Raw genomic sequence first — 15,847 nt, 5'->3', positions numbered from 1 at the left:
CGGCAGTGTCCGGTTGGCCGCGCGTTTTGGCGGCCGGACTTCAGATGTCAGCGCGCGTGCTGATACGCGCTGAAACACTCATGCGCGCTCTTGGACAGGGCGCTGGACTGAAGCATGAAACCAATGATAAGAACGCTTTGACGAAGAGTCCAAGACCGCTTGCTTATGCTTGTATAGGTTTTTGCTTATAGTGCGGCGTCAGCAAGCGGAGCGGGGAGGCAGGCGAGGAAAGCGCGCAGATGCGGTGAAGTGTCGTCGGTGCGAAAGGTGGCCGCGAGCGTCGATCGGTACGACGAACCGGGACCGGCGAGATGGCGGAACACGACGTCGGTGCGCCCGTGCCGTGCCACCGATTCGCCGATGAACGTGACGCCGAGACCCGCTGCCACCAGCGCGATCGCGGTCTGAATTTCATAGGCCTGGTGAGCGACGACCGGTGTCACGCCCGCATCGCGATAGAGCGTTTGCACCGAGTGCTTGAACTGTGCGTTCTGGTGCTTCGGATAGAGAATCAACGGGATATCGGCGAGTTCGGCAATTCGCACGGTTTTGCGCGCTGCGAGCGGATGGTCCGGTTCAAGCGCGACCATCACGCGCTCGCGCAGGAGCGGATAGGACGTGCACCCATCGATCGCCACCGGCTGCCGCCCGATGCCGATGTGAATGCGCATGTCGCGCAAGCCATCGGTTTGTTCCTCGGTGAGCATCTCGAAGAGTTTGAGTTCGACCTGCGGGAACGCGTTGTGAAACGCCTTGAGCGCGGGCGGCAGGACGCTGTACATCGCCGAGCGTGTGAAGCCGATGCTGAGCCAGCCGCGCCGGCCGACGCCGATTTCCTGGGCAGCTAACGCCGCCTGTTCCAACGAACCCAGGATCTGACGCGCCTCCGTGCAGAGATAGTGGCCGGCTTCGGTCAGACTCAATGGGCGCCGTGTCCGGTCGACCAGTTGCGTGCCGAGCCGCTCTTCGAGCGAGCGGATCTGCTGGCTGAGTGCCGGCTGCGCGATATGCAAGCGCTCGGCGGCGCGGCTGAAATTGAGCTCCTCTGCAAGAATCACGAAGCACTGTAACGCCCTGAGGTTCATGTACGCCTCGTCTCTGTGCGGGCCGCCGGCTGATGGAACATGCTGTAAATCGCCTCGAGGAGCCATGCAATGCCCGGGTCCGCCGAAAATTGCGAGTGCGAATGGACCTGAATTTCGATGGGCGGCAGGGAGAACGGTAACGGCAGGATGCGAAAGGCCTTGTTGCGGTTAAAGCGCTGCGCGATGCTCCTGGGAAAAATGACGGCGAGATCGGTATGTTGAACGATCTCGGGCGCCACCACGAAATGGGGCAGACGCAAGACGATATCCCGGCTGAGATTCAGTTCTTCCAACCATTGCTCGACCATCCTGTGCCCGGTGGCATTCGTGCTTGCGTAGACGTAGCGCAAGCCCGCGAGGTCTTCCTTGGTCGGCTTCTGTTTGCGTAGCGGGTGGCCTGCCCGCACCACGCAGACATGTTCGTCGACAAAGAGGGTCTTGCTCACGCAACCCGGATCGAGGCCCGGCACGTAGCCGAGCGCCAGATCGATCTTGCCGCTGCGCATGGCGGTGCTAACCGAGTCGACTGGGAAGTTCGCGATCTCGATGTGGATGCCACGTGCATTCTGGTCGAGCATCGCGAGAAGGGGCGGCAGAAAATAGAACTCCGACATGTCCGACATGGAAACACGGAATACCCGTTGCGCGGTGGCGGGGTCGAACTTCGCGAGTTGCTGGACCGCCATGTTGATGATCCCGAACGCCTGCGTGAGGGGCGCGTGCAAGCGCAAGGCGGCGTCGGTCGGGAGCATGCCGGTGGGGGTTCGAACGAAGAGCGGGTCGTCGAATAATGCACGCAGCCGGCGAAGGGCGTGGCTCACCGCCGGTTGTGTGAGTCCGAGGCGCTCACCCGCGGCGGTCAGACTGCGCAGATCGGAGATGGCCAGAAACACGCGCAGCAGATTCAAATCCGTAATGCCGGGGTGCGACTTTGTCATGACGTTCGGATCGCGGCAATAAGAGGCGTTTATGTCACATTCAGATTACCGTAAATGCTGCGCATAGGGAAATGCGGGGTGGGTCCGCTGTACGGCGGAAACGCGTTGAAATCCTGTTTCATGTGGGCACGGATCGGTGACGCCAGCGCCGCGGCGAGTGCCGCGGGCGTGTCGAAGACGACCTTGTTACGCTGCATGGCGGTGGCGCGCGCAAGGTTCAGGCCGGATCGGAAATCGAGCCGCGTGTAGATTTCCAGCTCGCGAATATCGGGCAGTTGCGCCATTAGCGGCGGATGATGGGTGATGTAGTGCGTGAGCCATGCGTTGAAATCTTCCGCTTCGCCTTCGTAGCTGACGAGGTAGGTGCATCGTTCAGCGCGAGGGTCGGACTTGCGTGGATTCGGTATGGCGAATGGCCTGACTGCCATGGCTTGCTGTGCGAACGTGAGATTGACTTCGGCAGCTTTCGTGATGCGGTCCACGATCTTGTGCATCGCACCGTTGGTTTGCAGTGCTGTTTCGAGCAAGCCGAGATCGTCGAAATACCATTGCAATGCGAAGCAGGGGCTCGAAGCAAGGGTCTTCGATAGAGGATCGCTTTCCGGCAACTCCGCGGGGAGATGGATCACGAAACGCGTCAGCCCTGGTATTTCAAACGATGCCGCTTCGAGCAACGACGGGTCGATGGGCGAGCGCGCCTGGTACGTGTCGTCGCAATGGGCGAGAAGAAAGAAACAGACTTCCACGTTTACCTCGCGGTATGCGCGTTAACGGACGGCGTTGCCGCTGCCGGCCGCGTCAGGCAATGAAACTGCCGTCCGAAATAGATGAGCCCGTCACCGTCGGATCGCAGCGCAACGTGCTGGATCTGCGCGAACATGACGGAGTGCGAGCCGACTGTCTTGATGTCGACGATTTCGCCTTCCAGGCTCGCAATCGCATCCGACAGGACGGGCACCGCGGCTTGTCCGCTCGCCCATGCATGTCGTCCGAAGCGCTCGTCCATCGAACCCGCCGTCATGCCGGCAAAATCACGCGCGAGGTCCTGGTACCCGGCGGCGAGCACATTGATGCACACGTTGCGGTTGCGATGCAGTACGTCGTGGACGTAGCTGGCCTGATTGATACAGATGAGCATGGTCGGCGGCGCGTCCGTCACCGAGCACACGGCGCTCGCGGTGATGCCGCAGCGGCCGCCCGGTCCATCCGTGGTGATGACGTTGACGGCGGCGGGCAGGCACGCCATGGCATCGCGGAAACGCTTTCTGGTGTCTTCGATCGTCACGTTGTCTGCCTCGTGGTTGGGGAGTGCGAGTTGCCTCAGGGGCCTCAGGGACGTCCGGGGCATCAGGGATAAGGCGTGACTGGCGGCACGCCGGCGAACAGCGCGCCGGATGCGTCGTAAGTCCCTTCGCCAAGAAACGCGTGCTGGGTCACCACGATCGAATCCCGCACCAGACGCTGCAAGCGGTTCTCGCGATAGATCGCTGCCACGCCTGCCATCTGGTAAGCCTGCATGACGACCTCGGCACCGAGCTGCGCGGCATGCGTCGCACTCAGGCGCAGCAAATTGGCCTGCTCCTGTGTGACGGGATCGCCGGCCACCAGGGTCTGCCATGCTGCTTCGGCGGACTCGTAGAAGAACGCCCGGGCGCTGCGCCAGTTGGCCTCGGCTTTCGCGAGGCCCGAGCGGTAATAACCGCGATCCGCGAGACGCGGCGCGCCGGTGGTGGTTTTGGTCGAGCCGGACATGCCCGTCAGCAGATCGAGCGCCGCGCGCGCGAGGCCGATATTGACGGCGGCGTGCACTTGCGCCTGATAGGCGACGGCGGGATAGCGGTAGAGCGGTTCATCGATCAAGGGCTGTCCGCCGCGTACGAAAGTCCATTGCGCATCGACGAATTTGTCGTGCAATCGCAAGTCGTGGCTGCCGGTGCCCTGCATACCGACCACATTCCAGTTCTCGACAATCTCGACCTCATGCGCGGGAAATACCGCGGTGAACGGCTTGCCGGCGCCCGCATCGCCCGAATTGGCAGGCGTGCCGCCGATCCCGACACCGATCCAGTCCGCGCCCTTGCAGCCGCTGGCAAAGCGCCATTGGCCGCTGACCGTGAAGCCGCCCGCTACCTTCGTGGCCGGTTGCAACGGATAGAGTCCGCCGGAGAAGACCTGGTCCGGGCCGGTGGCGTAAATGTGCTGCTGCGTTTCGATCGGCAGCGCGGCGAGATACGTGTTCGCCGAGCCGAACGCGGCGACCCAGGCGGTCGAGCCGTCGGCGATCGCAATGCGCTCGAGGATGCGCAGGAATTGCGGCGGCGGCAGCGCGTCTCCGCCGAAACGCTGGGGCGTACTCGCGCGGAAAATCCCCGCGCGTTTCATCTTCGCAACCATGTCGCGCGGAACATGCGACACCTGATCGAATTCGTCCCGGCGACGCTCGATCTCGCCGATCAGCGCGTCGAGCGTAATCGGACCTGCGTACTCGGGATAGGAATCCGCGTGAGCGATCGCGCGAGGTTCGTAGGCGTACGTCGAAAGAGTGCTGCTTTGAAGGCTTTGCATGATGCCAACGTAGGGAAATGAATGAGGGTTGATGACGCGCCGTCGGCGCGACGTCAGGCGTTGTCCTGCTCTTTGCGTTGCGCCTGAAGTCGCAGCGCTTTGGGGAAGGTCTCGGGCGCGAGGCACGTCGCGAGCACGGTGATCAAGCCAAGCACCACGAGGTAAATGGCGACTGGCGCGGCGCTGCGGTAATGGGCGAGCAAGGCGGTCGCCACCATCGGCGAGAGTCCGCCGCCGAGTACCGACGAAATCTCGCGGCCAATGCCCAGGCCCGAGAAGCGCAGATGGACAGGCAGCAATTCGCTGATGAAAGCGGGTTGTGCGCCTTCGAGAATGCCGAGCGTGATGCTGTTGGCGAGCACGAGCGCCGCGATGACTTTCCACAGCACGCCGGAACCGAGCAACGTGAAGTACGGATACGCGACCAGCACCATCGCGATCGCGCCGGCGAGATAGACCGGTTTGCGGCCGACTTTGTCGGTGAGGCGTCCCATCAACAGCGAAACGGGGATCATCAGCAGCATCGACAAGGTCAGACCGCCCAACACCCAGCTTGATTTGATACCGATGAACTGGCTATAGGCGATCGAGAACGCGAAGAAGATGTATGACGCGGCGCCTTCGCCGAAGCGCAGGCCGAACACCGTCAGCACTTCGCGCGGACATTGACGCAGCACCTCGACGATCGGCATGCGGCTGTCGCGGCGCGTGGCCTTCACTTCGGCGAACTCCGCGCTTTCGTCGACGGAGCGGCGCATCCATAGGCCGAGCGCGACCAGCACGGCGCTGCACAGGAACGGCACACGCCAGCCCCAGCTGTGGAAGTCGGAAGGCGAGAGCGTCTGCACGAGCAGGAATGCAGCGGTCGACAGTACGAAGCCGAACGCCGCGCCGCACGGACTCCACGCCGCCAGCCCACCGCGCTTCGAGGCGGGCGCGCTCTCGTGAATCAGCAGAATGCTGCTGCTCCATTCGCCGCCTGCCGCGAGGCCTTGCAGGATGCGCAGCAGCACCAGCAGGATGGGCGCTCCGATGCCGATCTGCTGGTAGGTCGGCAGAAGACCCATGCAGACGGTTGCGGTGCCCATGACCAGCAGCGTCAACATCATGACGGTCTTGCGGCCGTAGCGGTCGCCGATATGGCCGCACAGAACGCCACCGATGGGCCGCGCGATGAAGCCCACCGTAAAGCCGCCGAATGCCGCGATCGTACCCGTCAGCGGATCGCTGCCGACCGGAAAGAACAGCTTGCCGAACACCAGCGCGGCGGCGGTGCCATAGAGAAAAAAGTCATACCACTCGAGAATCTGGCCGAGCACCGCGGTCGTCACTGCGCGACGGACCTTGCTGGTTGGCCGAACAGCGGGCAGGGGAGTGAGAGCGGCGGTCGCGTCAGAGTTCATGGCATGTGAAAGGTCACGATGTTGAGGGTTCCGCGTCCCAGTCATGCAGATCGGCGGAAGCGGCGATACGAGTCCGGCAGGCATGGCCAAACCATAGAGCCGCGAGAAAACCCGGTCAAATTAGGGACAAAAATGGGCGTCATGAATGAGGTGCATGACGAGGGAGGGAGACGGCGTGGAGGGGGGCTGACGTCTACGCGCGGTGCGCGAAGCGTTTTTTGAGGCTGCCACAGTTTTTATTGCTGTGGCAGCGGTGGAGCATGTCAGTTCGTCTGTGCGCGAGGCACGAGATGAATGCGCTTCCCCGTAGCGGCCTCGACGGCCGCGCGCGAATAAAGCAGCGGGAAGTACTGGGCGTCGAGCCACATTTGCGCAAGGTCGCGATAGTGCGGGCTGTCCGGATCGCCGGATTCGCCCGGCAGATTCACGGCGCGCGAGTTATCCCGGTTGCCGGCCGGGTGAACGCCGCCGGCGCGGCGAAACATCCTTGCGGATAGCCGGCCCTACTGCGCGGGCGTCTGCTGTTTCCGCTGGTTTGCACAGTCGGAGGTGAACGCCATGCTGGCCTGATCCGGCGTCATGTGCGGTGCGTTGGGACTGTAGATCTTTTCGATGACGACGCCGACTGCCTGGCGGTCGGACTCACCTTTGTAGTACTTGGCCGCTTGAGCCAGTGCTTGCGCTTTGGTCTTCTTGTGCGCGCGCCAGGATGTCACCTGGGCGGCAATATCGCCAATCGCAAAACATTGTTCGTCGACGGTTTGTGCCACGGCTTGAACGGCCGGCTGCGCGAGGCACACTGCGAGTACTGCTGATACGACTACACGTTTCATTATCCAATCCTGTCGATATGCGCGCCGTCACCGACGCGCACCTGATTCGCTTACCACCTGCTCTCCATCCGGATCACGGAATCAGCCAAAGCGCCGCTGCATAGATAACCAGCGATACAGCAAACGTAATCGCCGTGTAGCCCATGACACGTTGAATACGAATGCCCGCGATCGCAACCACGGGTACGGCCCAGAAAGGTTGCAGCATGTTCGAGACGTTTTCAGCCATGGCGACACCCATGGCGGTGCGCGGAACTGAAGCATGCAGACTTAGCGCGGCGGGCAGAACGAAAGGCCCCTGCACGGCCCAATGTCCGCCTGCGCTAGGAATGAGCAGCGTAATGATAAGCGAACTGAAGTAACTCAAAACGGGCAGCGTCACCGGTGTTGCAATAGCCACGAACGTTTTGGCGATCGTCGACGCCAACCCAGTGCCGGTCATGATGCCCATGATGCCGCCGTACATCGGATATTGAAGCAGCATCGAGCCGGTCTGCCGCGCGGCGCGGCGAATCGCGTCGGCATAAGCGATCGGGGTGCGCTGCAGCGCCAGCCCGACCAGCAGAAAAATCAGGATCGTGGTGTTGATGTCCAGCTCGAAGCCCTTGGTGTACCACGTCATCGCGAGATAGCCGACACCCAGCGCCAGCACGAGCAGTGTGCCGAGCATCGAGCGTTCTGCACGGGCAGCGAAAGATGAAGCCTTCGCGTCCCGCGCATGCGGATCGGCCTCGCCACTTGCGGCAAGCTCGGGCTGCGTTTCATTGAAAGCGACCACATCTTCCTGCTTCGGATGCATCCAGATGAAGATCGCCGTCATGACGACCACAACCAGCACGGTCGGGATGAAGACGAACGGGGCGAACACGGTCTGACTCAGCGGAATCACCTGGCCGGTGGCTTTCTCAACGAGGTTTAACGCGTTGCCATGCGAGGCCTGCGACAACGCGATCGAACTGGACAAACCGCTATTGCACACCGACCACGCCGAGTAGCTGCCTGCGACGAGCCATGCGAAATCCACCTTCACGCGCTTGGCGATTTCGCGCGACAGCAGTGCGCCGACCACCAGGCCAAGTCCCCAGTTGAGCCACGCGGCCACCGCGACGATCGGGAACACCAGCAGCGCGGCGCGGGTCGGCGTGTGCACGCCGGCAGCCATTGCCCGCAAGCCGCGCTGAACGAGCGGTGCGTCGGCGATCGCGTAGCCCGTCGCAAGAATCAGGATCATCTGCAGCGCGAAGCCGAGAATGTTGAACGTGCCGCCGTACCAGGAAGCCAGGATGACCGGCAGCGAAGCATGCGGCGCGAAGACCACCGCCAGCAGGGCCACCACCAGGGTCAAGCCGATTGCAAGGACGAACGGGTCCGGCATGACCTGTTCGAACACATAGACGAGACCCGTAACGAGGTTTCCACGGCGCGCGCCGTTATCCCTGCCGGTTGAGTTGATGTTTCTGTTGGTCATGATTTCTACTCACTTGGTCGCACGCCGGCAGGCCAGCGCTTGCCCGCATCTTTCACTCGCGCCACACTCGTGCCACCGGTGTCGAGCGACGCTGCGTCGAGCGTCACGGGTCGGCATGAGCGCTGGCGTCGAAGGCCACATCGTTCATTGGCACGTATGTCGCGCAGGCGGGCCGCGTTAATCGTTGCCGTGCGCGACTTCCGCGCCTGCAATGTGATGCCGCGCCAGCGACGCCGCGACGAAGCCAGACGCCTTCATGTCTTCGACAAAGCTCGCCAGATAAGCGGCCGCGCCATCGCCTTTAGCTTTGGGCACGCCCATCGCCTGACGGATCACCATGAAACGCTGATCCAGTAGCCGCAATCCGCCTGCGTTGGCGGCATCTTTTTCGAGTTGTTGCTTGACGCCTGCGGCCACGTCGAGATGTTGGTCCAGAAAGCCTTGCACCACCGCCGGCGAAGTCGGAATCCGCACGAGTGTTGCGCGATGCAGTTCACGTGTCAGAAACAGATCGTAGGCGCTCCCCTTGCCGACCGCGACCGTCACGCCGGGTTGATCGACAGCCTCGTTGGTAGTGATCGGCGAGCCATTGCGCACGAGATAAAAGCCTTCAATGAGCACATAGGGCCTGGTGAAAGCAATCTCTTCTCCGCGCTTCGGATCGACGGCGAAGAAGCCGATGTCCGCCTTGTCCTGGTTGACGTTCTCAACCGAGTCGCCCGCCGACTTCACCGCGACCAGTTGCAGTGGCACGCCAAGCCGTTTGGCGAATTCCGTGGCGAGATCGACGGACACACCGACCGGTATGCCCGTCGCCGGATCGAGATTGGCGAGTACCGGATTGCCGAGATTGATCGATGCGCGCAACGTGCCGCCCGGCGCGAACACCTTCGCCATCGAAGCGTTGTCGCCGCCGTTTTGCGCGAACCCTGGCGTAGAAGCAGAGAGAGTCAAGATAGCACCCGATACCAGTAAGGTCGCCAACCTCCGGAACGCACTGCGACGTCCTTTCATCATTGAAAGCTCGGTCATTTTCGGTTGCCCTGGTTGGCTTAGGAGAGCGTCATTATGCCGACGATCCTGTTTATCCGTGCGCAACGCGGGCAGACGGCATCAAGGCCTAACTCAATGCCCAAACGACTCCGTTTTCGCGCCAGCCGCATTCGCCACATGCGGCCGCGCGGCCTGCTTGATCAGCAGCGCCACGCACGAAATCAGACCCGCCACCGCGACCGTCGCGAAGATACCCGCGAACGTGAAGTGGCGGCGCGTCAGTTCAGCCACAAGGAACGAGCCCGCGATCCCACCGAAGCGGCCGATCCCCAGCATCCACGCCACGCCGGTGCCGCGACCCTGGGTCGGATAAAACGCGGCGGCCAGCGCCGGTAGCGACGATTGCGCGGTATTCATCAGCACGCCCGCGACGAAGACGATGAACACCAGCGCGCCCACATTGCCGACCGCCTGGCCGATGAAGTACACGCTCACGGCGGTCAGCGCATAGCAGGCCGCGATAATGCGGTTCGCGTTGAAGCGGTCCATCAGCACGCCGCACACCACGGCGCCTACGCCGCCGAGTGGGAACAGCGCGGAAATCAGCGTCGCGCGTTGCGGCGTGAGGCCGGCGTCCTTCAAGAGAATCGGCATCCAGTTGATCGACGCATAGAAGATCACGAGGCCCATGAAGTAGGCGATCCACAACATCACCGAACCGATGATGTACGAACGCGACAGCACCACGCCCAGACCTTTGCCGCCGGTTTGCGGGGCGGTTTCGGTCATGACGAAGCTGTTGCCCTCTACCGCTTCGCTCGAAATGCGCGCCAGCGCCGCACGAATCCGTTCGACCGGCTTGTTGTTGGCCACCATGTAGCGGACCGATTCCGGCATCTTCAGTGCGAGCAGGATCAACAGCAACAACGGCGTGATGCCGCCGAGCACCAGCACGCTGCGCCAGCCGAAGTGCGGAATCATCCACGCGGCGAGAAAGCCGCCGAAGGCCGCGCCCAGCGGAAAGCCGCAGAACATCAGGTTGATCACGGTCGCGCGGCGGCGATCCGGGCAGTACTCGCCCATCATCGTCACGGCGTTCGGCATGGCCGCACCGAGGCCGACGCCGGTGATGAAGCGCAATATCGTCAGGTGTTCGATGCTGTTCGAGAACGCCGAGGCGAGGCAGGCCACGCCGAACAGCAGTACCGAGCCGAGCAGCATGGAGCGCCGCCCGAGCCGGTCGGAGAGCGGTCCTGAGACGAGCGCGCCGCACGCGAGGCCGAACAGCGCCGCGCTCAGCACCGGCGCGAGTGCCGGCCTCGCGATGCCCCATTCGGCGATCAGCGAAGGTGCGATGAAGCCGATTGCGGCCGTGTCAAAACCGTCCAGCAGGACGATGATGAAACACATGAAAAAGACGAGCCACTGGAACGGCGAGAAGGGATGGTCGTTGATAAACGTTTGAACGTTTACAGTGGGGCTGCGGCTCATGGTTGTCTCCTGACTGCTTAATAGGGGAAGGCTTGCCGTTACGGCTGGTCGTACGAGCCTTCTTTCTTTTACGATTGTGCGCCGATTACAGGCGGTACACGATATCTGCGCCGGCGGCGAACCGGCTTCGCGACCGGGACGACGCCGCCGCAGAGACTCAGGCGAGTTTTGCCGCGATTGCCTGACCCACCTCGGTGGTGTTCGCCTTGCCCCCAAGGTCGCCGGTGTGCGGGCCTTCGATCAACGTCGCTTCGATTGCCGCGAGAATCGCGTCGTGCGCCTCACGCTCCTTGCCTTGCTGATTGCCGAGAAAGTCGAGCATCATCGCCGCCGACCAGATCATCGCGATCGGATTGGCGATGTTCTTGCCGGCGATATCCGGTGCCGAGCCGTGCACTGGCTCGAACAGCGAGGGGAACTTGCGATCGGGATTCAGGTTGCCCGACGGCGCGAGGCCGATCGTGCCGGTACAGGCCGGGCCGAGATCGGACAGGATGTCGCCGAACAGATTGGTGGCAACCACCACGTCGAAGCGATCCGGATTCAGCACGAAGCGCGCGCAGAGAATGTCGATGTGCTGCTTGTCCCACGTCACGTCGGGATACTGCGCGGCGATGCCCGCCGCGACTTTGTCCCACCACGGCATGCTGATCGCGATGCCGTTACTCTTGGTTGCAACCGTGATCTTCTTGCGCTCGCGGCGCTGCGCGAGATCGAACGCGAACTTCAGCACGCGCTCGCTCCCGTGCCGCGTGAACACCGATTCCTGCAGCACGAATTCGCGCTCCGTGCCTTCGAACATCACCCCGCCCACCGACGAATACTCGCCCTCGGTGTTTTCACGCACGATCCAGAAATCGATGTCGCCCGCTTTACGGCCTGCAAGCGGTGAAGGCACGCCGGCAAAAAGCCGGGCCGGGCGCAGGTTGATGTACTGATCGAATTCGCGGCGGAACTTCAGCAGTGAGCCCCACAGCGAGATATGGTCGGGCACCGTGTCGGGCCAGCCGACCGCGCCGAACAGGATCGCGTCGGCGGATTGCAGTTGCGCTTTCCAGTCGTCCGGCATCATCTTGCCGTGTTTCGCGTAGTAGTCGCAGCTTGCCCATTCGATGTGCTGATACTCGAGTTCGATGCCGAAGCGCTGTTTGACCGCATCGAGCACGCGAATGGCTTCGGGCATCACTTCGACACCGATGCCGTCGCCGGGTATGACCGCAATCCGATATTTCTTCGACATATTCCTGCTCTCCATTGGGGCTGTTAGGCGGTTCGATCGCGCTTATTCTATGCCTGCTGTTTAAGGCACGTTGCGGTTGTGAAGACGGCGAAAGAGGGGGATGTGGTTTCCGGCTACTGCGCCGCATTCAGCTTCCGCCATAAGGTGGTCTTGCTGATGCCGAGCGCCCGGCAAACCGCGTCACGATCGCCGCCGCATGCGGCGAGCGCGGCGCGGATTTCGTCTGCTTCCACGTGACGGCTGCGCTCGCGTAGCGTGAGCGCCGCTTTCTTCGCGCGTGCGTGGGGCTGCTCGAAGATTTCGGGTGCGACGGTGCGCAGTATGTCTCGCGTAAAGATGGTTTCTAATGCGGTGCCTGGGTTCGTGCGTGAGTTCGTGCCTGAATCCTTGGAGTCTGCGCTTGAGTCTTTTGAGTCCGTGTTCGCGTCTACGTCTGCCAGTTCAACCGCAATCCGTTCGATCACGTTCTGCAATTCGCGCACGTTGCCTGGCCACGTGTAACGCTTGAGTGGTTCGCTGAGACCGTTAAGGACGCGTGCCGCGGCATTCGCATCGGGTAGCCGGGCAGCCAGCCTCGGCTCACGCGATGCCGCCTGCAAAAGCAGTTCGACCGCGAGCGGCAGCAGATCGGTTGGCCGCTCGCGTAGCGGCGGCAGTGCGATGCTCAGAATGTTGAGCCGGTAGTAAAGGTCCGCACGGAAACTGCCGGCCTCGATGCCCTCGGTCAACGCACGATGCGTCGCGGCGACGACCCGGATGTCCACGCGCGTCGGCTCCGTCGAGCCGAGCCGTACGACTTCACGTTCCTGCAGTACGCGCAGAAGCCGGCTCTGCAACGACAACGGCATCTCGGCGATTTCGTCGAGAAACAGCGTGCCACGGTGTGCCACTTCGATCAGTCCCGCCTTGCCGCCTTTGCGTGCGCCGGTGAACGCGCCTTCCTCATAGCCGAACAATTCGCTTTCGAGCAACGCCTCAGGAAACGCCCCGCAATTAATGGCGACGAAGGCGAAGTCACGCCGTGCGCTCAACTGATGCATGCTCTGCGCGACCATTTCCTTGCCGGTGCCGCTTTCGCCGAGAATCAGCACCGTGGCGTCCGATCTGGCGTAACGCTGCACGAGCGTGCGGACCCGTTCGATCGAATCGGCCGCGCCGACGATATCGCCGAGTTGATAGCGCGCGCTGAACTGCTGCACACGCTGTCGTGAACGCAGCGTACGGTCGAGCCGTTCGACGGCACGCGATTCCTGAAACGTCAGCACCGTGCCCGCCGCCGAGCCGCTGCTCGCGAGCGGCCCGCGATGCACGACATAGCTCGCGCCACGTACCGTGCAGAACGTGTCGCCGTCCGAATCCGGCAAGCTGCCCGCGAGATCGGGCGCGAGCTCGAGCAGCGCGCGGCCCACTGCATGCGCGGCGTCGATGCCGAGCACGCTGGCAAGGCGCTGGTTCATCGCTTCGACGCGCCCTTGCGCATCGAGTGCGACGACGCCGTCGCGCAGATGCTGCAGCAGATTATCGAGCCGTTGACGGCGCACCGTTTCGCGGCGGGTGGCCTGCGCGACTTCGAGTGCGGTATCGAACGCCGCACGTACCGATGCGCGTGAATAGAGAAACACCGCGCCCATGCCGGCGTTTGCCGCAAGATCGGTGACGAGACCTGGGCCGACTATGACGTCGATGCCGCGATCGCGCAGATCGAGCACGACGCTTTCCGCATCTTGCGCGGACTGGTACGAAGCGAGCGTCACGTCGATGCCAAACGCCGCGATGAAGCGGCGCACTTCGTCGGGCGTGTCGCCGTGCGTGACGAGCGCGACCTTCGCGCCGTCGCGCCGCGCTCGTGCGAGCGCGTGCATGACGTCGAAACCGGTTGGGTTGATCAGCACGACCGGGACGCTGACGCGCGTCTTCAGATAGGCGCCGTTGGAGCCGCCGGCGATGACGACATCCGGACGCCCGGCGCCGACCACGTCGACTTCATGCACGGCATCCTCGAAACCATGCGCGACGATGCGCAGATCGGCGCGTTCGACGTATTCGCCGGCGATGTCGAAGAACAGATCGCGCAGCCGGCTAATGCTGACGGCCCAGATACGAGGGCGCTGCGCGGGGTCGAAGGGAGGCGTGCTCACGATGGAGGCTCGTTAATGGGCTTAGCGCGGGGCTTCGAAGCGGCCGTAGAAGCGGGCTCAGAAGCGTGAAGGGCAGCAGGGCTGAGAAGCTCAGCCATTATGCACGCGCCCTTTCCGAATTTGAAACTCGTGATTTCACTTATGAAATCTAGTGGTGATGTGGGCGGGAGATGATTTTTTGTTAAATCAGTCACTTAGCAGTTCATGTGCCACCTGGCCCATTCTTTGCGTTATTTGCCTCCGTTTTCGCCGGTCACCGCAGTAAAACTTTGAAAGACAAGCTCGGCGCGCTGAATGCCGTACGAACGCAACCCCGCAGTTGGAGACGAAATCATGAGTGAAGCCGATAACAGCACGCCGAACGCAGGCGCCTTCAAACCGAAGAAATCCGTGGCCCTGTCCGGCGTGACGGCTGGCAACACCGCTTTGTGCACGGTCGGCAAGACCGGCAACGATCTGCATTACCGTGGTTACGACATTCTCGATATCGCCGGTGCATGCGAATTCGAAGAGATCGCTTATTTGCTGGTCCACGACAAGCTGCCCACGCAAGCCGAACTGACCGCCTACAAGACCAGGCTCAAAGGCATGCGCGGCCTGCCCGCGAATGTGAAAGCCGCGCTGGAATGGATCCCGGCTGCCGCGCATCCGATGGATGTGATGCGCACTGGTGTGTCCGTACTCGGCACCGTGTTGCCGGAGAAAGACGACCACAACCTGCCCGGCGCACGCGACATCGCCGACAAGCTGATGGCTTCACTCGGTTCGATGCTGCTGTACTGGTACCACTACTCGCACAACGGCAAGCGCATCGAAGTCGAAACCGACGACGATTCGATCGGCGGCCACTTCCTGCATCTGTTGCACGGTGTAGAGCCGTCGAAGTCGTGGGTCGACGCGATGCATGTGTCGCTGAACCTGTACGCCGAGCATGAATTCAACGCGTCGACGTTCGCCGGTCGCGTGATCGCGGGCACGGGTTCGGATATCTATTCAGCGATTACCGGCGCAATCGGCGCACTGCGCGGCCCGAAACACGGCGGCGCGAACGAAGTCGCGTTCGAAATCCAGTCGCGCTATCAGACGCCGGATGAAGCCGAAGCCGATATCCGCAAGCGCGTCGAAAACAAGGAAGTGGTGATCGGTTTCGGTCACCCCGTGTACACGATCTCCGATCCGCGCAACAAGGTCATCAAGGAAGTCGCGAAAAATCTGTCGAAGGAAGCGGGCAACAACAAGCTCTTCAATATTGCTGAACGTCTCGAGTCGGTGATGTGGGAAGCGAAGAAGATGTTCCCGAATCTCGACTGGTTCAGCGCGGTGTCGTATCACATGATGGGCGTGCCGACGGCGATGTTCACGCCGCTCTTTGTGATCGCCCGCACGGCAGGCTGGAGCGCGCACATCATCGAGCAACGCATCGACAACAAGATCATTCGCCCGAGCGCGAATTACACCGGTCCTGACGATCTGCCGTTCGTGCCGCTCGCCAAGCGCGTTTAAGCGTGCCTATGGATGTCTAAAGGTCAAAGGTCGTGCAAGGAAGGTTGAAAACCTCCAACGGCCTTTGACCGTGTAAGAGCAAAGCCGCAAGTCTTTCTCCTCCATTACGTTTCATCAGCTTGACGTAATGAAGTTCGGCCTTGGCTGGCTGGAACCCGAGCCAGGGCTATTTTTTGCGGGATTTCCTGCT

The 15,847-nt window shown here is 62.2% G+C and carries 13 protein-coding genes and 1 pseudogene; 1 reads left to right on the top strand and 13 read right to left on the bottom strand.

Translation table 11 applies throughout. The features are described 5' to 3' along the window. Positions 1–185 precede the first annotated feature (185 nt). The 13 genes and pseudogenes from P0D84_RS34550 to prpR form a co-directional block, all read right to left on the bottom strand. A complete protein-coding gene (locus P0D84_RS34550) occupies positions 186–1,085 on the bottom strand; it encodes a LysR family transcriptional regulator (RefSeq protein ID WP_408344335.1) in 900 nt (299 codons plus the stop codon). Then, entirely contained in the window at positions 1,082–2,023 is a 942-nt protein-coding gene (locus P0D84_RS34545; RefSeq protein WP_408344332.1) for a LysR family transcriptional regulator, read from the bottom strand. Before P0D84_RS34545 ends, P0D84_RS34550 begins: the two co-directional genes overlap by 4 nt. 29 nt (positions 2,024–2,052) lie before the next feature. After that, positions 2,053–2,769 (bottom strand): ethyl tert-butyl ether degradation protein EthD, encoded by a 717-nt coding sequence (locus P0D84_RS34540; RefSeq protein WP_408344329.1) that lies wholly within the window; start codon positions 2,767–2,769, stop codon positions 2,053–2,055. A gap of 2 nt (positions 2,770–2,771) precedes the next feature. Beyond that, the gene (locus P0D84_RS34535; protein WP_408346269.1) at positions 2,772–3,269 is read right to left on the bottom strand and encodes a flavin reductase; all 498 of its coding nucleotides are present in this window, start codon (positions 3,267–3,269) and stop codon (positions 2,772–2,774) included. 101 nt (positions 3,270–3,370) lie between these two features. Further along, the gene (locus tag P0D84_RS34530) at positions 3,371–4,588 is read right to left on the bottom strand and encodes an acyl-CoA dehydrogenase family protein (protein WP_408344325.1); all 1,218 of its coding nucleotides are present in this window, start codon (positions 4,586–4,588) and stop codon (positions 3,371–3,373) included. 53 nt (positions 4,589–4,641) lie between these two features. After that, entirely contained in the window at positions 4,642–5,991 is a 1,350-nt protein-coding gene (locus P0D84_RS34525; protein WP_408344322.1) for an MFS transporter, read from the bottom strand. 263 nt (positions 5,992–6,254) lie between these two features. After that, positions 6,255–6,443: pseudogene (locus tag P0D84_RS34520) on the bottom strand (penicillin acylase family protein); the annotation flags it as partial. Between the two features lie 51 nt (positions 6,444–6,494). Continuing rightward, on the bottom strand, positions 6,495–6,824 hold the full coding sequence (locus tag P0D84_RS34515; RefSeq protein ID WP_408344319.1) for a hypothetical protein: 330 nt from the start codon (positions 6,822–6,824) through the stop codon (positions 6,495–6,497). Between the two features lie 73 nt (positions 6,825–6,897). Continuing rightward, complete coding sequence (locus tag P0D84_RS34510) at positions 6,898–8,292, bottom strand: short-chain fatty acid transporter (protein WP_408344316.1); 1,395 nt, start codon at positions 8,290–8,292, stop codon at positions 6,898–6,900. Between the two features lie 177 nt (positions 8,293–8,469). Then, entirely contained in the window at positions 8,470–9,189 is a 720-nt protein-coding gene (locus P0D84_RS34505; RefSeq protein WP_408346266.1) for an ABC transporter substrate-binding protein, read from the bottom strand. Positions 9,190–9,417: 228 nt separating this feature from the next. Further along, positions 9,418–10,776 carry an MFS transporter gene (locus P0D84_RS34500; RefSeq protein ID WP_408344312.1) on the bottom strand — a complete coding sequence of 453 codons (1,359 nt, stop codon included), beginning with the start codon at positions 10,774–10,776 and terminating at the stop codon, positions 9,418–9,420. Between the two features lie 157 nt (positions 10,777–10,933). Beyond that, positions 10,934–12,016 (bottom strand): tartrate dehydrogenase, encoded by a 1,083-nt coding sequence (locus P0D84_RS34495; protein ID WP_408344309.1) that lies wholly within the window; start codon positions 12,014–12,016, stop codon positions 10,934–10,936. A gap of 113 nt (positions 12,017–12,129) precedes the next feature. Further along, a complete protein-coding gene (gene prpR, locus P0D84_RS34490; RefSeq protein ID WP_408344305.1) occupies positions 12,130–14,154 on the bottom strand; it encodes a propionate catabolism operon regulatory protein PrpR in 2,025 nt (674 codons plus the stop codon). 333 nt (positions 14,155–14,487) lie between these two features. Between prpR and prpC the strand changes: the two genes are divergently transcribed. Beyond that, positions 14,488–15,657: a bifunctional 2-methylcitrate synthase/citrate synthase gene (prpC, locus tag P0D84_RS34485; RefSeq protein WP_408344302.1), complete on the top strand. Its 1,170-nt coding sequence runs from the start codon at positions 14,488–14,490 to the stop codon at positions 15,655–15,657. The last annotated feature ends 190 nt before the right edge of the window (positions 15,658–15,847 follow it).

Source organism: Paraburkholderia sp. RL17-337-BIB-A, assembly GCF_046025895.1.
GTDB classification, from domain to species: Bacteria; Pseudomonadota; Gammaproteobacteria; order Burkholderiales; family Burkholderiaceae; genus Paraburkholderia; species Paraburkholderia fungorum_C.
The sequence above is the reverse complement of the archived record's forward strand: the minus strand, read 5'-3'. Positions and strand labels throughout refer to the sequence as shown.